The 19,654-nt window shown below is 55.6% G+C and carries 16 protein-coding genes and 3 pseudogenes; 2 read left to right on the top strand and 17 right to left on the bottom strand.

The features are described 5' to 3' along the window. Nucleotide 1: 1 nt before the first annotated feature. Together N2597_RS31515 and N2597_RS31510 are read right to left on the bottom strand one after the other, a co-directional pair. Complete coding sequence (locus tag N2597_RS31515) at nt 2–409, bottom strand: carboxymuconolactone decarboxylase family protein (protein WP_004671531.1); 408 nt, start codon at nt 407–409, stop codon at nt 2–4. A gap of 72 nt (nt 410–481) precedes the next feature. Next, nucleotides 482–991 carry a flavin reductase family protein gene (locus N2597_RS31510; RefSeq protein WP_008534378.1) on the bottom strand — a complete coding sequence of 170 codons (510 nt, stop codon included), beginning with the start codon at nt 989–991 and terminating at the stop codon, nt 482–484. A gap of 134 nt (nt 992–1,125) precedes the next feature. Here N2597_RS31510 and N2597_RS31505 point away from each other — a divergent pair, with 134 nt between their 5' ends. Continuing rightward, nucleotides 1,126–1,893 (top strand): SDR family oxidoreductase, encoded by a 768-nt coding sequence (locus N2597_RS31505; protein ID WP_004671535.1) that lies wholly within the window; start codon nt 1,126–1,128, stop codon nt 1,891–1,893. A gap of 489 nt (nt 1,894–2,382) precedes the next feature. Here N2597_RS31505 and N2597_RS31500 read toward each other — a convergent pair. Then, nucleotides 2,383–2,905: pseudogene (locus N2597_RS31500) on the bottom strand (IS256 family transposase); the annotation flags it as partial. Between the two features lie 90 nt (nt 2,906–2,995). Between N2597_RS31500 and N2597_RS31495 the strand changes: the two are divergent. After that, a protein-coding gene (locus tag N2597_RS31495) for an IS630 family transposase (RefSeq protein WP_097622115.1) occupies nt 2,996–3,944 on the top strand; the annotation gives its coding sequence in 2 pieces (ribosomal slippage) (nt 2,996–3,331 and nt 3,333–3,944; 948 coding nt in all). Nucleotide 3,945: 1 nt separating this feature from the next. Here the strand turns inward: N2597_RS31495 and N2597_RS31490 are convergent. The 14 genes and pseudogenes from N2597_RS31490 to N2597_RS31425 form a co-directional block, all read right to left on the bottom strand. Continuing rightward, nucleotides 3,946–4,119 (bottom strand): annotated as a pseudogene (locus N2597_RS31490) (transposase); the annotation flags it as partial. Nucleotides 4,120–4,158: 39 nt separating this feature from the next. Beyond that, nucleotides 4,159–4,464 (bottom strand): hypothetical protein, encoded by a 306-nt coding sequence (locus N2597_RS31485; protein WP_009996984.1) that lies wholly within the window; start codon nt 4,462–4,464, stop codon nt 4,159–4,161. Continuing rightward, nucleotides 4,464–5,939, bottom strand: a complete 1,476-nt coding sequence (gene tnpC, locus N2597_RS31480; protein ID WP_029875541.1) for an IS66 family transposase — start codon at nt 5,937–5,939, stop codon at nt 4,464–4,466. Before tnpC ends, N2597_RS31485 begins: the two co-directional genes overlap by 1 nt. A gap of 72 nt (nt 5,940–6,011) precedes the next feature. Further along, entirely contained in the window at nt 6,012–6,359 is a 348-nt protein-coding gene (gene tnpB, locus N2597_RS31475) for an IS66 family insertion sequence element accessory protein TnpB (protein WP_009996986.1), read from the bottom strand. Continuing rightward, on the bottom strand, nt 6,356–6,718 hold the full coding sequence (gene tnpA, locus N2597_RS31470) for an IS66-like element accessory protein TnpA (protein ID WP_009996987.1): 363 nt from the start codon (nt 6,716–6,718) through the stop codon (nt 6,356–6,358). The genes tnpB and tnpA overlap by 4 nt, the downstream gene beginning before the upstream one ends. A gap of 113 nt (nt 6,719–6,831) precedes the next feature. Then, nucleotides 6,832–7,185 (bottom strand): annotated as a pseudogene (locus tag N2597_RS31465) (transposase); the annotation flags it as partial. Nucleotides 7,186–7,374: 189 nt separating this feature from the next. After that, nucleotides 7,375–8,604, bottom strand: a complete 1,230-nt coding sequence (locus N2597_RS31460) for an alpha/beta fold hydrolase (RefSeq protein ID WP_008534369.1) — start codon at nt 8,602–8,604, stop codon at nt 7,375–7,377. Nucleotides 8,605–8,733: 129 nt separating this feature from the next. Continuing rightward, the gene (locus N2597_RS31455; RefSeq protein WP_004673291.1) at nt 8,734–9,423 is read right to left on the bottom strand and encodes a GntR family transcriptional regulator; all 690 of its coding nucleotides are present in this window, start codon (nt 9,421–9,423) and stop codon (nt 8,734–8,736) included. A 120-nt stretch (nt 9,424–9,543) separates the two neighbouring features. Next, nucleotides 9,544–10,338 carry an N-acyl homoserine lactonase family protein gene (locus N2597_RS31450; protein ID WP_018247149.1) on the bottom strand — a complete coding sequence of 265 codons (795 nt, stop codon included), beginning with the start codon at nt 10,336–10,338 and terminating at the stop codon, nt 9,544–9,546. Then, nucleotides 10,338–11,465 (bottom strand): zinc-dependent alcohol dehydrogenase family protein, encoded by a 1,128-nt coding sequence (locus N2597_RS31445; RefSeq protein WP_004673287.1) that lies wholly within the window; start codon nt 11,463–11,465, stop codon nt 10,338–10,340. Before N2597_RS31445 ends, N2597_RS31450 begins: the two co-directional genes overlap by 1 nt. A 12-nt stretch (nt 11,466–11,477) precedes the next feature. Then, nucleotides 11,478–12,362, bottom strand: a complete 885-nt coding sequence (locus N2597_RS31440; RefSeq protein ID WP_011053353.1) for an MBL fold metallo-hydrolase — start codon at nt 12,360–12,362, stop codon at nt 11,478–11,480. A gap of 352 nt (nt 12,363–12,714) precedes the next feature. Next, a complete protein-coding gene (locus N2597_RS31435; protein WP_004673285.1) occupies nt 12,715–15,273 on the bottom strand; it encodes a sensor domain-containing protein in 2,559 nt (852 codons plus the stop codon). A gap of 431 nt (nt 15,274–15,704) precedes the next feature. Beyond that, a complete protein-coding gene (locus N2597_RS31430; protein WP_008534366.1) occupies nt 15,705–16,904 on the bottom strand; it encodes an ABC transporter substrate-binding protein in 1,200 nt (399 codons plus the stop codon). A 184-nt stretch (nt 16,905–17,088) separates the two neighbouring features. After that, entirely contained in the window at nt 17,089–19,602 is a 2,514-nt protein-coding gene (locus N2597_RS31425) for a methyl-accepting chemotaxis protein (protein ID WP_008534365.1), read from the bottom strand. Between the last annotated feature and the right edge of the window lie 52 nt (nt 19,603–19,654).

The raw sequence follows: 19,654 nt of genomic DNA, 5'->3' as shown, positions 1-19,654 counted from the left end.
ACTAGATGCCCATCTCGTCGAAAACTTCCGCTGCCACGCGGAAGCTGTCGATGGCCGCAGGAACACCGCAGTAAATCGAAACCTGGAGGAAAACCTCCCGAATTTCCTCTTTGGTAAGACCGTTGTTGATTGCTCCGCGAACATGCAGTTTCAGCTCATGCGGACGATTGAGGGCCGAAATCATCCCGAGATTGAGGATGCTGCGCTGCTTGCGCTCCAGGCCCGGCCGATTCCAAATCGCGTCCCAGCAGTATTCTGTGACGAGGGTTTGCATCGGCCAATTGAAGTCGGTGGCTTTGCTGACCGACGCATCAACATAGCCCCCCCCCAAGACTTCGCGCCGGGTCTTTAGTCCGCGCTCAAAGCGCTCTGTGACTTCACGTCCATGAATTTCTCTTGCGGGTGCCATATTGCTCACGCTTTTCTCCTTGCCGCCCTTGGGCTTTCGATGAGTGATGTGATTGGTGGTTAAAGCCACCTACTATGCGGCCGATCCACTGATGGACGACGACCTGACGAGTTGACCGTTTTCGTAGAGAAGCGGCGCGATTGACTCGATGAACCGTGCTTCGAGCACTTCTCCGAGCACAACATCATGCGTTCCAACGTGAACGACATCTTTTAGCTTGCAGACAAACGCCGCCTGCGCATCGGACAGGACCGGCATGCCGTCGAGAGACAGCCACTCGCCGTAATGAAAGCGCTCTTCACCCTTCAATTGCCCACTGAACAGCGGCACAAGATCGGCATGTGAAAGATGCAGCATGTTCACGGCGAACTTCCCGGAGATCTTCAAAGGCTGATTCACCGAAGCCGATTGGTTGATGCAGACAAGAACAGTTGGTGGGTCCGCGGTAACCGACTGGACCGCGGTGGCGGCCATGCCATGACGGACCCCGTTGAGTTCGGTCGTGATCAAGCAGATGGTTGATGTGAACCGACGCATAGCTGCCTTAAAAGCCAACTGCGCCTCAGTGCTGGTATCGGCCATATTGTCCTCCCACGGCCAAATTCGATCGAGCCTAGATAAACAGATCAGCAGACAATCTGTCAACTGGATTTTCACAATTGACAGATTGTCTGCTAAAATGTCTTCTAAGGCACCCAAAAATGAGGAGATGGTCGATGGATTTGAATCAAAGAGTTTGTATCGTCACAGGGGGCGGCAGCGGCATTGGTCGTGCGACAGCCGAGCTTTTCGCAAAGAACGGCGCCTATGTGGTTGTTGCTGATGTCAATGAAGACGCCGCGGTTCGTGTGGCGAACGAGATCGGCTCGAAGGCTTTCGGTGTTCGCGTCGACGTCTCGTCCGCCAAGGACGCGGAAAGCATGGTTGAGAAGACGACCGCAAAGTGGGGCCGGGTCGACGTGCTCGTCAATAATGCCGGGTTCGGAACGACGGGGAATGTGGTGACCATTCCTGAAGAAACTTGGGACCGGATTATGTCCGTAAACGTCAAAGGGATCTTCCTTTGCTCAAAGTACGTCATTCCTGTTATGCGACGGAACGGCGGAGGTTCGATCATCAATACGACTTCCTACACCGCAACCTCAGCAATCGCGGACAGGACTGCCTACGTAGCATCGAAAGGAGCAATATCTTCGCTGACGCGCGCGATGGCCATGGATCATGCGAAAGAGGGAATTCGTGTCAACGCGGTCGCTCCAGGGACAATCGACTCTCCTTACTTCACGAAAATCTTCGCCGAAGCGAAGGACCCCGCGAAGCTTCGCAGCGATTTCAACGCCCGTGCCGTCATGGATCGGATGGGGACAGCTGAAGAGATTGCTGAAGCAATGCTTTTTCTTGCGTCCGATCGTTCGAGGTTCGCGACCGGTAGCATTCTGACGGTCGATGGCGGCTCCTCGATCGGAAACCACCTGGTCAAGTGAAGGAAAGGGCGGCACTCGTCATGCCCTTACATTTGAGGCAGGAACACCGGGTATAAGGCTCCAGCCTCGTTGATCATTGACGTGTTCCTAACCCGTCAATGACAGCACAGAGCTGTTGGCCTAGGCGCAGCTCTTGTCGGACTTGCGGCACGCTCCAGCAAATATGATAGAGAAGGAGAAGGACTGCCGGCGACAACTAGATCTAACAGCGGAAACTGGATCAAGGACATTTCGCAATTTTTGTCGAATAACCCCACGATGTCGGTCAGATGACGTCATGCGAGTGCCGACCTTCCGGAATAGCCGCATGCTGGTTCCGAATGCCCTCTATCGCAACGCTGTCGGCATAAGTTTAGTCCGGAATACAAGGTGATACGATCGTGTCCCGGGAGGTGGTGTAGGTCGCGGCTGATGGCCGTGCTTTCCCGACATGGGTCGGAAGGGGATATCAGCGTGCCACAGCGGGGCAGGCTGATTTGGGGCTCATCTCATTTGGGCCATGGTCTCAAGCGTCATATACTTGGCGCGTTGAACGGCCCATTCGTCATTCTGTTCGAGCAGCAGTGCGCCGACGAGACGGACGATGGCTTCGTCGTTCGGAAAGATGCCGACGACCTCGGTGCGTCGCTTGATTTCGCCGTTGAGACGCTCAATTGGATTCGTCGAGTGCAGCTTTGCCCGGTGCTCTTTCGGGAAGGTCATGTAGGCGAGCACGTCCTCTTCAGCGTCGTCCATGATGGTGGCAAGCTTCGGCACTTTCGGCCTGATTTGATCGGCGACACTGCGCCATTGTGCGGCTTGCTGCCTCCGGGGTCTCCTGGGCAAAGGCCGTCGCGATGAAGGCGGATACGACCCGCCTGCCGCTCTTTCCAGCATGCGCGAGCACGTTCCTCATGAAGTGAACCCGGCACCTTTGCCAAGTGGCATTGAGAACCTTGGAAACGGCAGCCTTGATGCCCTCATGTGCATCAGAGACAACCAACTTCACCCCGCGTAGACCGCGGCGCGTTAGAGCGTATCTGGATTTAGTTGAATCGGAAGGGATTCCGTTTTTGGCTGTTTTGTGATTCAAGATGCTGGCTGGAGTGGAGGCCAGCATCGGATGACTCGACCTCTTTCAAATGATCTTCGCAAGCGTGTTGTTGATGCAATCGAAGCCGGCGAGAGCTGCCGGTCGGTGGCGGTGCGGTTCGGTATTGCCGTGTCTTCAGCGGTGAAGTGGTCTCAGCGCTACCGTTCGAGCGGATCTGTCGCGCCTGGGAAGATGGGCGGCCACCGCAAGCGGGTTCTTGAGCCGTACCGAGCGTTTATCGCCGAGCGGATCAACCAGACGCCGCATGTGTCACTGAACAGGTTGAAGGAAGAACTGGCCGCGCGAGGGGTGAAGGTATCCCACGACACCGTATGGCAGTTTCTGCGGCGCGAGGGACTACGGTTCAAAAAAAACACTGTTCGCCCTTGAGCAGGCGCGCGCTGACGTCGCGCGACGGCGACAGCGCTGGCGATCCTGGCAGGCTGGCCTTGATCCAAGCCGGCTGGTCTTCATCGATGAAACCTGGATCAAGACCAACATGGCGCCGCTTCGAGGCTGGGGGCCGAAGGGCAAACGGCTGCGCAGCTTCGCCCCGCACGGACATTGGCGCACCCTGACTTTCCTCGGCGCGTTGCGCTGCGATCGGCTCACCGCGCCTTGTGTCTTCGATGGACCGATCAACGGTGAGTGCTTTCGTGCTTATGTCGAACAGCAACTCGTACCGGTGCTCAAACCCGGCGATATCGTCGTGATGGATAATCTCGGCTCCCACAAGTCGGTCGCCATCCGTCAGATGATCCGCAACGCTGGTGCTCGGCTCTGGTACCTGCCGCCATACTCCCCCGACCTTAACCCGATCGAACAGGCTTTCGCCAAAATCAAGCACTGGATGCGCCTGGCTCAGAAGCGAACCATCGATGACACCTGGCGCCACATCGGACACCTCGTCACAACCATCGAGCCCAGCGAATGCAGCAACTACTTCGCCAATGCCGGATATGCTTCCGTGAAAACCTGAAACGCTCTAGCCTGCGCAGGAATTCCGTCCAGATCGGTTCGGCCTCCGAGGTGCCAACTTCCATACCCAGGACCTCGCGCCGACCGTCGTTATTGACGCCGACCGCGATAATGACGGCGACTGAGACGATGCGGCCGCCACGCCGGACCTTGAGATAGGTCGCATCCACCGTAAGCGTCCGGCGAACGCATTTTCGGGTGTCGAGAGATGGAATCTATAGGCCGCGTTTCATCTCATCGGCCATGATGCGGTCGATTATTTCAGGATCGCACTGTGTGTCGATGAGGAACTCGCGGATACCGCCGTCCCACGTCCTGATGTCGGCGAGTAGGCTTTGAAGTTCTTCGATGCCATTCTCGGTCAGACCCTTCGTGCCGTCTTCACTGCCATCGCCGACGTAAACCAGTTCGCCTTCGGAGATGTTGTCCGAGTTTGCGGTCACTTCTTCGATCAGTTCGAGGTTTTCGCCGATCATGCCGGCGACTTGGCTGAGTGTGTAGATGAACCTCGAGCGCGCCATCAGGCGGCCTCGCATCGAGCTTTTGCCGGCGTCCAGTTCCAAGGCAGGAGGTCTTCAATTCGGTCTTCGGGGTGATCCTGGATCCGGGTCAGGACATCCGTCAGATAGACCTCTGGATTATGGCCTTGCAGTTTGACCGTCTCGATGATGGTGAGGATGTTGGCGATGCGCTCGCCGCCCTTGTCCGAGCCGGCAAACAGCCAGTTCTTCCTTCCAATTCCAAGCGGACGCATGGCTCGTTCAGCGATGTTGTTGTCGATTTCGACACGGCCATCGTCGATGTAGACGCTCAAGGCTGCCCATCGCGACAGGGCATATCGCATCGCCTCGGCCAGCCTCTGCTTCTGAGGCAAAGTCGAGAGTGTCGCCTCGATCCAGGCCTTGAGTTCGTCCAGAACAGGCCGGGCATGGTGTTGGCGCAGGGTGCGCCGCTCGTCAGCCGACATGCCTCGGATACGGTTCTCGATATCGTAGAGAGCGCCGATGCGTGACAGCGCTTCCTCAGCGATCGGAGACGGCTTGAGCTTTATCACATCATGGAACTTGCGGCGCACATGCGCCATGCAGGCGGCTTCAATGATCTGGTTGCCATAGAGCTTCTTGTAACCCCCGTAGCCGTCGGCATGCATGACGCCGCTGAAGCTTGCCAGGTGATCAGCCGGATGTGCGCCCCTGCGGTCGGGGCTGTAGTAATAGGCAATGGCTGCGGGAGTGGCGGATTGATAGCCACTGCCGTCAAAGACGTAGACCCAGACCCTGCCGGTTTTTGTCTTGCCCCGCCCGGGGTCGAGAACATCGACCGGGGTATCGTCCGTATGTATTCGGTCGAGTGCGGCGATATGGGCCCTGATTAACAGGACAAGTGGTGTCAGCAATGCAGATACCCGGCCGACCCAGTCGGCCATTACGGATCGGGAGATGTCTATCCCCAACCGGTCGTACATCTCTGACAGGCGGTAGAGGGGAATGTGATCGTCGAATTTGGCGATCATGATGTGGGCGAGCAGCCCCGGCCCGGGTTTGCCGCGCTCGATCGGCAAGGTCGGCATCTCGCCAGCCACTGTCGTATCGCATTCCCTGCAGATCATGCGCTTCTCGACATGCCGGACAATCTTGACCGACGCCGGCACGTGCTCCAGCACCTGGACCACTCTGTCGGCCGCCTTCAGGAACGAAGTGCCACCGCAGGTCGGGCAATTGCAGGGAGCTTTCCCGGAGCGCTGTTCAGCCTCGGCCCGGGAGGCCTCGATCTCCTCCAACATCAGCTCGAATTGCTCGATCTTCCTGTCGATCTTTTCCGAAGACGCGCCATGTTGCCGATGTCGGAGAAGCTCCAGTTGCGCGCGAAGAAGCCCGATTATGGAGTCTCGCTTGATGACCTCGGCTTCCTGGCTCTCAAGTTTTGCCGCCTGTTCCGCGACGAGTGCGCGCAAAGTATTGAGCTCGTCCTGACTGTCCAGCGGCGCTGTTTCCATATCCGCGAAACTAGCCGATTTGCCTCTGACGCACCAGCGTTAAGCTTCCCATGCCCCTGCAAAATATAGCTTTTATCCCGTTCGGCCGGGAGCGGAAGTCCACGCCGGGCGTCGCCAATCGATCCCCTCAACGAGCATCGAAAGCTGCGCCTGCGTCAGGTGCGCTACACCCTCTTTCGCCGTCGGCCAGGGAAAGTATCCGCGCTCCAAAATCTTGTAGAACAGACAGAACCCCTGGCCATCCCACCAAAGAAGCTTGATCCGGTCCGCGCGTTTTCCGCGAAAGCCGAAGATTGCGCCCGAGCCCGGTGCCTCCCTCACGACCGTCTCGACCAGCGCGGACAGACCATCAATGCCACGCCGCATATCGGTCACTCCGCAGGCCAGATAGACCCTCACATTCCCCGATGGGCCGATCATACCGCCTCCACGCAAGCGACGAGCGGGCCAAGCAGCTTCAACTCAACGTCAACCGCAACCTTCAAGCTCCGACCGTTTCGAAGCAAGATCTCAACGATCGTCGGCCTTGTTGATGCGGTAGACGGCTGGCTTACGCCAACCTCCTCCGTGATTTCCACCGGGAGGAACACCGTCGGCCGATCGGCATAGTTGAATGATTGCCGCCACAAGCGGATCTGGCCCGGATGAATGTCGTGCCGGCGCGCCACATCGCCAATGCGAGCACCGGGCTCATCAGCTTCCGCAAGTATCCTCAGCTTCGCCTCGTCCGACCAACGCCGTCTGCGCTCGGTACCGGACATGATCTCTATGCGAGCCATGAAACCTCTTCGTTCTGGTATTAATGTCAGCACTAATGCTGGTTCTAATGCCAGAACATCGCCTGATTTGGCCGATCAGCAAAAACAGCTCACCGTACGCTCACCATCCACCACAGGTCGTCGACAGAACGAGTCGAGATTCCCTGGATATACGCTTCCTGGATAACGGCCGTCAGAGCTTTCTCTGCCATGCGGCGCGGTTCAAGGAAGCTCGGAAAGTAGCTGCCCTTGCGCAGCTTCGGAATGCGAAGCTCGACGGTGCCAGCCCGCGTCTCCCAATCGCGGTCACGGTAGCCATTGCGTTGAGTGAGCCGCATCGGGTTCTTCACACCGAAGTCAGCACCCGTGGCCGAGCCGACCTCCAACTCCATCAGCCGCTCGGCAGCAAGACCGATCATCTCACGCAACAAATCTGCATCGGCACTCTTCTCAACAAGCGAACGCACGTTCATCATGTCATTGGTCATCGGTGATCTTTCCGTCAGGTTGGTCTTGAACAACCCGACCCTAGCGGAAAACACTGATGGCCGCCCGCAAAGCCGATCACCCGCTACAGCGCAACGAGAAGCGCGCGGGCGCTCGGCTTTACTCCCTACCGTCACCTACGCCACGTACTGGGACACGATCGGTAAATGGCCAACGCGGTTGCTTTGTGATCAGCCGTTATCTTCGACGAACCGAATAGCGTCTTGCAAGAAGCTCCGGAAATAGTCAGGATTTTCGCACATCGGAAAGTGCCCAAGCCCCTCCATAACGACATGACGGCTGCCAGGAATGAGGGCCGCTAGCGCTGCTCCGTCTGCAGGCGTCGCAGAGTAGTCATAGGTCCCGGAGAGAAGAACGGTCGGTGTTCGCTTGGCATCAATCTTCGGACCGACGACGGCACCGTCGAACTCGTCGCTGTAGAACGAAAGATCGCCGGGATAAACTCCAGGAGCACCCTGCGAGTAGATCCAACTGGCGCGGCGTCGCTCTTCTTGCGGGCTGAGCGGGCTCATGATTCCGCGGACATAGGCTGAGTTATGAAGCGACCCATGAACGTTGACGTTGTGTTGAAAGGGGTTGCGACGGCCCTTTGACTTCAACGGCGGCTCGACCGCAATTACACCCATTAGACGTTCCGGTCGCTCCGCCGCCAGCACCATGCACATCGCCGCGCCCATAGATCCTCCAACGACGATAGCTCTGTCTCCGACGAGCTGGTCGAGTATCGCCGTGCACCAGGTCAGGTAGAGATCCGTTGTGAGTTGATAGGGCGAGCCGTCCCAAGTTAAAGGAGGCATCGAACGTCCGTGAAACGGCAGATCAACTGAGATCAATCGGTTCGTACGCGCAAACCCAGTGTCGGAGAGTTGCGGTAGAAACTGACGGCCGTCTGCGCCAGCCGTATGGAGGAAAAGGATAGGAGTTCCTGCACCGGCTTCCTCGTAAAAGATATCGTGTTCTACGCCGCCGACCTCTACCCGCTTATAGCGTCCGGTGACCTGTTCAATATTTCGATCGACCTTCGGCGCAACTAGGGGCGGAGACGCTACGACGATTTCGAACAGTCGCTCCAGAGCGGGACGCGCTTGAGCGATTGCTACGGGCGAACCAGATAACGTGAACTCAGGGTTAGCGAGTTGAAAGGCGGTGAACGAATGGTAGGTTGCCGGCGGCGGCACCTGCATAACCTTTTCCCAAGCTCCTTCTGGGGCACTCAGTATGACGTCAGCATTTTCGTCCGCGCCGTCCAGTGCGACTATCCCGCCTCCCACAGCAAGTGATGACTTTTCTGGTCCAACTTGCAACGAGATCCGTGTTGTAAGACCTGGGGTCAGTCGCGGTAGCTCCGGATCTTCGATCGCCAGGGTTACGCGTTTAATCAGCTCGGCATGGGCGCCCATACGTCCTCCCTAACAAAATGATGTTGTTGGGAAGCCGCACTTCCTGTGTCTCACCTCCCATAAGAGAGGTAAGCAGATTTTCAGACAATCTGTCAACCTTAGCCGTCGCCTGAACTTCGTTTTGTGGAACTACTCGGAGGTTTCGACGGGGTTCTTGCTCAAGTAGTCCAACGCCACCTTAGCCGCGATTTCGATATGGCGCTTGCAAAGCGCGGCTGCCCTGTCGCCATCACGCAACGCAATAGCGGCCGCAATCTCTCTTATTTCGAAAACGCTGTTCTGCAGCCGCCCTGGCTGGGTCATCGATGTCATCCGCAACAATGTGACCCGGTTGTGCAACGACGTGAGCATTTGCTTCACAAACACGTTCTTGCTGCCGGTCATCAAACAATCGTAAAAAGCGGTCTTGGCTTCGATGATCCGCGTTCCGGAACCGCTCTTGGCTGCGGCTTCGAACGCTTCCACGGTCTCGAGGAGAGCAACGATCTCTTCATTCGAACCGTTCTCGGCGAACTCCTGGCCGGCAAAGCTTTCAAGCAGCGCGCGTACACTATAAAGCTGCCTAGCCTCCTCGTAGCTGATAGTGCTGACAACCGGCCCCCGATGCGGATAGCTAGTAATAAGCCCTTCAGCTTCTAACTGGCGTAGCGCCTCGCGAACTGAAGTTCGGCCAACCCCGATAAGTTCGCACAACTCGCGCTCCACCAGCCGCTGCCCGGGCTTGAAACGGCCACTTGAAATAGCCTGCCGGAGCTTATCCTCAACAAGGATTCGAAGAGAGGCGTTTTGACGTCTAATCTGGAGGTCGATCGTTCCCATTCACAACAAACCTTCGATGAAATTTCTAGTGACGCACAGAATCAATATACTGCCGGAGCGTTTCGTAGGACAACCCGATTGTCTGCAAACAGCAAAAAATTTCAATCGGTTTATTGTGGGTCACAGGAGAACTCTAGCGAACTGGAGGTCTGGCGCAAGGGGAGAAAATTTCTGTAGCACCTCAGGGTCATGACCCGGAATGATGAGTCCGTTTGCTCCGGCAAGGACGCGGAGCTTGTTGTAACCCTCGATGACCTCTAGGTAATCTGCAAACAGGGGAAACGCGCCGTCATTTTCAAGATAGTGCTGGAAATGAAGCGCGTCGGAAGCGATAACCAGCAAAGCGCCGCCTGTTGCCACCGTAACAACTTGCAAACCTTTCGAGTGACCGCCAACCAGATGCACCCTGCATCCAGGAACAATTTCCCCATCCCCATCATGGAACCGTACCCGTGACTGAAAAACGAGCCGGACCGCGTCGACGACACCTTCTGTAGCAAAAGGCCGACGCATTCGCTCATGGCACATACACCGCCCCGTTCCATACGCCATCTCCCGATCCTGAATGTGAAAAGTGGCGTTAGGAAAGGCCGGGAGGTTTCCGGCGTGATCGTAGTGCAGGTGTGTCACAACGACATCAGTAATTTCGCTGGATTTGATGCCAAGGCTGCTCAGTGCTGCCACCGGATGGATCAAGAGGGTCCGCCCTCTGGCCGCGCCCTCTCCGGCTTCGAAACCAGTGTCAACAAGAATTAATCGGTCCTCGAGACGGATCAGCCACACGAAGTAGTCGATTTGTGATGGACGATCATGAATGTCATTCGTCTCTAGTATCAGGTCACTTACTGGTCTTTGCGCGGTGCCGTAATGGATGGCGAGCACTGTCCACTCGTTCAAGAGAATTCTCCCCGCCATCAGTCCATCAAGACTAGGTGTCGATTGATCTCGGCCCTGTCAAGACGGTCGAAAACCTCATTGATCTCATCAAGGGGGCCAGTGCTCGACAGCAATTTGTCCACTGGCAGCTTACCTTTGAGGTAAAGGTCGATATAGCGGGGTATGTCGCGCGATGGCACGCAGGAACCCATATAGCTGCCCTTGATCGTTCTCTCCTCTCCGACCAACGGCAAGGGCGAAACCTCGAAACGGGAATTTGCGCTGGCCAGTCCGGCCGTAGCGGTCATCCCTCCGCGCCGGGTAATCTCATATGCAAGCTCGAATGCCTTTTTGGATCCAGCCATCTCTATCGCGTAGTCTACCCCGCCGCTTGTCGCGCCTTTTACTTGGGCAACAATATTCGGCGAGGTGGCCAAAAAAGTCTTCGTCGCTCCCAGCTCCTTGGCAAGATCCAGCTTCGCTTGGATTAGGTCGATCGCCACGATATCGCTTGCACCGCTCGCAACAGCGCCAAGTATCGCCGAAAGGCCTACGCCGCCGAGCCCGATTACCGCCACACTACGGCCTGGGCGGACCCCACACGTGTTCATCACAGCTCCAACGCCGGTCATAACGGCACAGCCGAAGAGAGCAGCTGTCGCCAAATCGATATCTTTGGTCACTTTGACTACCGAGCTCGCCGACACGACAGCATATTCGGAAAACGCAGAAACGCCGCTATGGTGGTTAATTTCGTATCCTCTCAAACGGATGTGCTTGCCGCCGGATAGAAGCGTTCCTGCAGCATTGGCCTGGTAGCCCGGTTCGCAGAGGCTGGCGCGGCCTTCAGCGCAATATGAGCAATGGCCACAAACCGGCAGAAATGACATGACTACATGGTCACCAACCTCAACCTTCTCGACACTCGGTCCGATTGCTGCGACGACGCCAGATGCCTCATGGCCTAGAGCGACTGGAAGCGGACGCGGTCTGTCCCCATTGATTGCGGACAGGTCAGAGTGGCAGACACCGGCAGCCTTGATCTTGACCAACACCTCCATGGGGCCAGGCGGCGTCAGTTCCACAAGCTCAATCTTAAGAGGTTTCGAATTTGAATAGGGCTTCGGCAGACCCGACTCCCTGAGGATTACCGAACGCATCTGCATCTTTGAAATTCCTTATCGATGTGCAAGCAACTGCATTGGAGAGGGGATATAGCGGAATCCGTCTCCGTTTCGCACCACATGCCCGGCACCTGGCCATGCGAAGTGATAGGACATTACCGCAATGCGATCTGTCGCCAGCATATCAAGCACGCGCGTGCGGGATCTAGCTGACAGCTTCGGGTCCGTGTCGTATCGGAATTCCATCATCGGCCTCTCCATCAACAGGATATGATGGTGCGTAAGGTCGCCGAGAAAACAGAGGCGATCGTTTCCCGACTGCAGCATAAAACAATGATGACCGAGCGTGTGGCCGGGGGCCGAAATCGCGTGAACGCCCGGCAAGAACTCCTCGCCGTCTTTGAAAAAGAAGGTCCGATCCTTGTGGGGAAGCAGGTTTCGCCGAGCGTTATCGATTTGAAATTGAAATGAAGAATCGATCGACGACCCGTCCGTCCAGTCCGTGAAGTCTCGCTCACTGATGAAGATGTCGGCGTTCGGGAAATTTAACCTTCCATTGGCATCGCACAGACCGCCGATATGATCGATATGGGCGTGCGACAGAACCACCGCATCGATCTCCGTCGGATCTCGACCTGCCTCTCTCAGGCTGGCTAGGAGTCGACCTGTGGTGGGCCCGAAAGCTTTGGAAGACCCCATCCCGGTATCAAATAGAATTGTTCTTCCATTTATCTCAACAAGCGGCACGTTTTGCTCGAGTACAACTTTGTTCGTTGGCAGGAAATTGTCCTCTAGCATCAGGCTGACCGTGCGTGGCTCTACCCCCAAGAAGTTCAGGCGAGGATCTCCTAGCTCTAACGGCCCGTCGGACAGTACCGTGATTTTTCCATCGCCAAATTCGAACGGATAAAAATACGGAAGCTTGGCCAGGTGATGCATACTAAGAGACACTGATTTTCCTCCCATCAGGTGCTTGGCGACATTTTTGGCAGATTGTATGATAATCTGTCAAATATTTTTGAAGAAAGCCATATCGAGAGCGACTGCCTTGCTTTAGGAGCCGGTGTACCGCGTTTTCCCCGGCCTACCGAATGCCGCGCAGTAGGAGCAGAGCATTCGAGAATGCGGCTCGCGGGGCCGCACAACGCATGGTCGTTGACCCAGCGTTGCCCCCTGTTCCGCGAAAAACCGCAGACATTCAGAGATTGACGAGGCTCAAGTTGAGTTGTCTCACAGCGCGCACCGCATCACCGTCCATCAGACAGGTGACATTTTCCCTTATTCGCGCTCATCATCGCGAAGCGGCGTAACGATCTGAAACGAAGCCGGTGGCGGACGCGCGCACCCAAAGAGCGATCAATTCCATCTTCGGCAGGGCCTTGCTGTAAAAGAAGCCTTGCGCCGAACCGCATCCGTTCGCTGCGAGAAATGCTGCCTGCTCGGCGGTCTCAACACCTTCCGCCACCACGTCCTGCCCAAGACATTGTGCAATGGACAGAATCGCTTTGACCAATTCTTCGTTCCTTTTGTCCGAGCTATTTATGAATGACCGATCGATCTTCAGCGTGTCGATCGGGAAGCGGGCTAGATAGTTGAGCGCCGAGTAACCGGTGCCAAAATCATCGATAGCAATCGAAAATCCCATTTGACGCAGCTTAAGAAGCGTCTGCAGGGTCTCGCCCTTCCGATCGAGAAGCAGACTCTCCGTGATTTCGATTTCGATCCATTCCGCGCGGCAACCGGTTTCACCGAGGATTGCAGCGATCTCGTTTACCAACCGTGAGCATTGGAATTGCTTACCCGAAAGGTTGACTGCAATCTTGTGCAGGTGGTGGCAATCGGCGTTCAGCTCCTTCGCCGTCTTGCACGCTTCACGCAGCACCCATCGCCCGAGTTCAACGATCAGCCCGGTATCCTCAGCGACCGGAATGAATCGAACCGGCGGAATCATGCCCATCTCGGGATGAGGCCATCTCAACAACGCTTCCGATCCTATCATTACGCCGCTGTCCAGAAGCACCTTGGGCTGGTAGTGCAGCTCCAATTCTTCGCGCTCGATAGCGCGGCGCAATTCAGATTCCAACTGCATGCGCTCCTCCACGCCCACAGTCAAATCCTTCGAATAAAAGCGAAAACTGTTTCTCCCCGAGCGTTTGGCAAGATACATCGCAGAGTCGGCGTATTTCACCAGATCGTTGACATCTGTGCTGTCGTCGGGCGAGATCGCGATGCCTACACTGCATGACACGTAGACTTCCTTGCCATCCAATAGGAAAGATTCCTTGAATCTCTCGAGGATCGAGCACGCAACCCAATCGAGATCGTCGGTTGTCTGGATTTCCGGCAACAGAATCGCGAACTCGTCGCCGCCGAGACGCGCAACCGTGTCGAGATCGCGGACAGATTTCTTAAGCCGGGTAGCGACCTGGCAGAGTAGTTGATCACCCACAGGGTGACCCATCGTATCGTTCACGACTTTGAAATGGTCGATGTCAATCAGCATTACCCCTGTCCGCCGACGTTGAGACGACGCGTCACTGACGACCTTTTGCAATCGCTCGTTAAACAGCAAGCGGTTCGGCAAAGAAGTCACCGGATCGTAAAAGGCCATTTGCCTGATTTTTTCCCGCGAGGCGTTCAGTTCCGTGACATCGCGAGAGACCCCGAGGACTCCTGTAACCTCTCCCCCGGCGCCGAGGACCGCAAGTTTACGTGTTTCGAGAAGAATGGACTGACCGTTCTCCGGGGAAACCACCCAATTCTCGTCGATAAGTATGCCACCGGCTTCGATCGTGGCCTCATCAGATTTTCCGGAAATGTGAGCTCTCTCAGCCCCGAACAATTCAAGGTCCGTTTTTCCAACGACCTCCGCCTCCGATTTCCCGGTCAGCCGCTCAAATGCATGATTGCACAACAGGTGTACGCCATCGACATTCTTTACCCAAACCATGTCAGGAATGGTTTGCAGCACACTTAGCAATTGCGTCCGCACGGAGTTGATGGCGTCTTCCGCCTGCCTTCGTTCCGTGACATCACGCGAAAATGCCAGGAGCGTGGTGGCGGCGTCAGGATCGGCGCTTGGTCGTCTAGCCACCGACAACTCGAACCATCGGGTCTCGCCGTTTGGCAAGGATACGCTAATGCATCGACCGTAGGCAACTCCTTCACTGCTTGCAGTTCGAAGCGCCTCCATTGCAATAGCCGCTTGATCAGGCGCAAGAACTTGGTCGACCGTCCTACCCAGTAGCATTTCCCGCTGCTGGGCTAGTAGTTCGGGATTTCTGGTCCAGACCTGAAGATATCGCCCATCCTCGTCGACCTCAAACAGAACGTCTGGAATAGCGGTGACGATCCCTTGGGCTAGTTCGAGAGCGTTTTTGAGTTCCTGCTCCGCCAACTTGTGTTCGGTTATGTCGATGATAACGCCAATCAGACCCGCGGGCTCGTCGTCGTGACCTCTGAAAACTGCCTTGTTGCAGACAACATCCAGGATGGCGCCGTTTGCGAGAGCGATCTTACGCTCGGAGACTTGGGCTCCACCCCTTTCAAGAAGGCCTTTCTCTTCAATAGAATAAATTTCCGCCAGTTGCGTTGAACTGAGATCAAAATCTGTATTCCCGATGATCTCGTCGCGCGAGCGACCGAGGAGATCTTCGAAAACCTTGTTGCAACCGACATAGCGACCGTGCAGATCTTTGAAGAAAATTGGGAGGGGCAACACGCCGATCAATGCTTCAAGCAGCGCTCCTCGGTCGGCTGAGGTATCATGATGCAGCGCTTCGTCTCTCCGGCGATTGCGCCTTTTCTGAAAAAAGGAGCGTTGCCAAAGCGGTTGTAAAGTCGAATTCATCGTGAAGCTCCTTACCGAGGGCCAAGACAGATGCATCATCCATCCGATCAGGAATTCCGGGAACGCCACCCAAATCATTCGAGCAACAAATTGATGCAGATATGTCAGTAAGGCGTCGAACCGCGCGTCGGCCTGAGCCGGATAGTGCGGTCGGAAATGAACTTTGCTTTCACATTCGAAGCAACAACCTTCGCGGCAGCACGTAGATTGAAAGGCGCAATGAGTATGTTGTCCCGTTTGGCGAGAGGAGGGCCGGAGGAAGAATGCTACCGCGGAGCAAATATGTTCGTTGGAACCGGATCGCTTGTCTCATGTCTCCTGAGGCGACCCGGGCATTTCCCAATTTGAACTGTCATTCCTTAGCGCAGCCTACCTTGCACGAGAGCCGATCATGAAGGCACCGCATTCCACACAGACCCCGCATGCGATCTTCAATCGGCCGGCTTCCAGGAGAGCGGATCCGCTGGGTTATCGAAATATTTAGCAGCAGCGCTGGCAGACCACCAAGCTGTATTCTTCGGCTCGATCCAATCCTCAGAGTTAGGATCGCAATCAGCTGGCAAATCCGCCATTACATCCTCTATGGTACTGGGAATTGCTGGCCGCAGGATTGTCTGAATTTTGGGGCCCTGTCCCTCAAGAGTTCGCATCATTACGTCCCATACGAAACCCGCCTCAGAGCGCGGCGGCCAGAAATGAAAACTCTTGCTTACGAAGTCGGGGTTCCGTCGCCAGTAACAGGCTGCCGAAGCTTCGCCCCCTAGAACGATTGGGATCATGTCGCGCCCGGACTGGCGCACCGCGTTGATAACACCATTCTCAGCTCCCGACTGAACGATAATACCATCAATTCGACCGGGATTCGCTGCAAGGAATTTTTGCACCTCGGCCTGCGCGACCTTGTCTGTCCACTTCCCGTCGACATGACCTACGATCTTTATCTCGGGATAATACTCCAGAGCCTTCTTTGCGCCGACGTCAAAGCTGTCCGAGGAGGCAAAGCCGGAGATCCCCGAAACGAGAAGCACATTGCCACTTCCTTCGATTTCTTCAGCGAGCCACTTCGCCGCCTCAAACCCGCCTTGCATGTTGTTCTCAGTTGCGTTGACGGCGAACGGCGATGTTACGTAACCAGAGTACGAGAACACAGGCACTCCTTTTGAATACGCATACTCTATCGTAGGATTAAGCGCCGTGAGGTTCGAACAGCAGATAATAATTGCATCAACGCCGTCGTCTACCATCTGCCGCATCTGCCTGATCTGGACAGCGTCTTCAAGATTTGACTGGGTGACGATGAACTCGGAGACCAGCCCCGCTTTCTTGAAAGCTGGAACAATCTTGTTTGTGAACTCATCAAGAATACTCGCACGCCAAGAATTGTCAGCATATGTCGATGCGTACCCAATTTTCCACGGCGGTGCTCGCTGTGCCTTAAACGTGCGGAAGACAGATTCACCTGTAGGCAACTTTGGATCGAGCAACTCGTAGGTTTTTCGTTCCTCCCGCGGCAATTCCGTAAGGCCACCGGCGGCCGCTACAGAAGGGATCACCAAGCCGGTGATTAGAATAATGGCTCTTGTAATTTCACGTATGCGCACGGATTTGATACCTCTCGTGTCTCTGAGCATTGCAAAGCAGTTGATCTCTTGAAGGTTGATCGGCTCTAGGTGGGTTTTTTACAGTCAGACGGGCGGCGAAAGGGAGACCAAGAGCCTAAGGCCGGATTTCGCTTCCGTAAGCGGATTTCCCTTCAGTAGAACGCCGCTATCACAGTGGCCATCCGACGCGTGGCAGTCCCGTTCGATGCGTAGCTTACGCCACTAACCTAACCCGACGCGTCGACTTATCTTCGGTCAATTTGAATGAAGCGAGCCGCTCGCTGAGTTCGTTAGTCTGATCCGAGAGAGTCTTTGCCGCGGCATTTGTCTGCTCGGCCATGGCAGCGTTTTGTTGTGTTCCCTGGTCAAGTACATTGACGTTATTGTTGATCTCGGCGAGGGACGCCGCTTGCTCGCGGCTCGAATTGACGATTTGATCAATCCGATCGGAAATCTTCAAGATCGACGCCGTTATGTTGTGTAACGCCTCACCTGCTTTCCCCACGTAATCTGAGCCGATCGCCACCTCCGAAGAGGATTCCGAAATCAGGTGGCGAATCTCGCGGGCTGCAGCTGATGATTTCTGGGCAAGTTCGCGCACTTCCTGGGCTACGACTGCAAAACCCTTTCCGGCATCTCCAGCACGAGCCGCCTCGACACCAGCATTTAGTGCCAAAAGATTTGTCTGGAACGCAATCGTATCGATCAAACCAATGATTTGGCCGATCTTGTGGGACGCGTCTTCTATTCTGCCCATTGCGTTGATCGCATCGGTCACAATGGTTGCCGCACCCTCGGCGTGTTCTTTAACAACGGACACGAAAGCCTGGGTTTCATAGGCATTCTCGGATGATTTTCTGACCGTGACCGTCACCTGTTCGACGGCGGCCGCAGCCTCCTCCAGTGAGGCGGCTTGCAATTCAGTTCGCCGCGACAGATCATCTGAGGCTTTGAAAAGCTCGCTGGTTCCCCATTGAATTTGATTGGTATTCTCGTCGATATGAGACACTGTCTCTCTCAGGATCGAAAGCGAGTGATTGAAATCGCGCCTCAGCGGCTCAAGATTGGGATGGAATTGGCGGTCAATTTCTTGAGAGATGTCGCCACGCGCCAATCGAGATAACGCCTCTCCTAGAATGGTGACGGCAGTTGCGACCTCCTCCTCCATCTGAGCGCGTTCGCGTTCACGATCCATCCGCTCCTGTTCAACGGTTTTCCTATCGGCTTCCGTTCGTGTCTCGATGTCCATCTTCGAGACAGCATTTTCACGGAAAACCTCGAGTGCGCGAGCCATTTCACCTATTTCGTCTCTCCGGTCACGTCCGACAATCTGCGATCGAAGATCGCCCTTTGCCAGCTCTTGCATGCGCTTCGCGATCCGTTCGATCGGGGCGCGAAGTGTCGCCATCAGGCCGGCGCCAGCCGCCAAGGCTACCAAGACGCCGGACACTGTGGCGATAGTTGACAGCAAGCGGGCAAGATTGCTTTCATTGCGAGCATCGTTTTCCTGAGTTGCTGCAAAAGTTACGAGGTTTTTCCAGATCTCCTGACCGGTTTTGTCCGCCTCAGAATATTGCGCTTGGCGGGCTTCCGCTATCTTGACCAGCTTCTCTGTGTTCTCTTGGATAGAATCCACCTGGGCGAATAGATCTTCCTGCATTTTATCGAAGCCAGATATCGAGCTGGCAACGCCTCCAACTGCCACGGTGTCACGCGCCAATTTTGTAAGTTGCTCAACGAGGCGCTGCTGATTCTCTGCGTTGGCTGTACGGAACAGGTTATTGATTTCGATTTCGATCGAATCGGCGTCCTGGCCGATCGTTGTCGCCGTCGCAACAAGCATTTCGGAATCCGTCAACGCTTTATCCAACGCCCGGATCGCATTTGTTCCTTCAATCATGTGCTGGATCGCATCCACTCGCAGGTTCGTCGCAAAGCTCTGTAGGTCAGAGCCGGCAAGCCGTGTGGAAGGGTCGACAAATTCGGGGTTGGCGATTAGCTTGGCGATAGTCCTCTCAATTTTAGTAACGGCCTGCTCGTCAGCAGTCGAGACTACCCGCTTAACTGTTTTTAGCGACTTTTTGATCACAAGCCCTTGCTGGGCGACAGTCGGAGGCTGCTTCGCTCCGTCCGGCAAGCTCACCAAGTCTTCCGCCATGTGTTGCATAACTGATGCCGTATCGAGTGAGCGGGTAGCCTCCCGGAGCATGGTTTTCCCGGAGTTCTCCTGATTGCGTACTTGTGAGCGCACATCAACCGCAGCCAATTTAAGGGCGCCTCCGACCTCCTTGATCTTCGACAAGTTGGAAACAATGTCGCTGCGAACGGATTCCTCGTCATTATGCAAAGACCACATGCGGCCGATGCTGCCCGAGATAACGGACATTGCCGATACACTGTTTTCGAGCGCACCAGTTTCGCTCCCGCTACCTGCCGCCGCTTCCTGGAGCGACTGCATGGTTGCGCTCTGCCCGTTTAAACTTGTCAGCGCCTCATCTCGGTACTCCGTTGAGCTTTGCGCCAAAAAGCGGTTCATGCTTTCCGCGACACTTCGAAACCCGCTCAAGGTCTGAAGAACCTCATTTGAAAGCCGAAGACGAGACTGAAGCAAGCCAGTTGCTTTTAAGCCGACCCCACCAACTGCCGCCAATATCAGGATCAAGGGTACAAGTACCAATAACACCTTTGCTCTTATGGTAAAGGTGGATAACAGGCGATCGACGAACATACTTACCTCCAAAGGGCTCAAACGGTGCTGGGGCCTCGCTTTTGGAATAGTA

Origin of the sequence: Rhizobium sophoriradicis, from assembly GCF_025200795.1 — a bacterium.
In the GTDB taxonomy this organism is placed as follows: domain Bacteria; phylum Pseudomonadota; class Alphaproteobacteria; order Rhizobiales; family Rhizobiaceae; genus Rhizobium; species Rhizobium sophoriradicis.
Note: the sequence above shows the minus strand (reverse complement) of the source record. Positions and strands in the feature narration are given on the sequence as shown.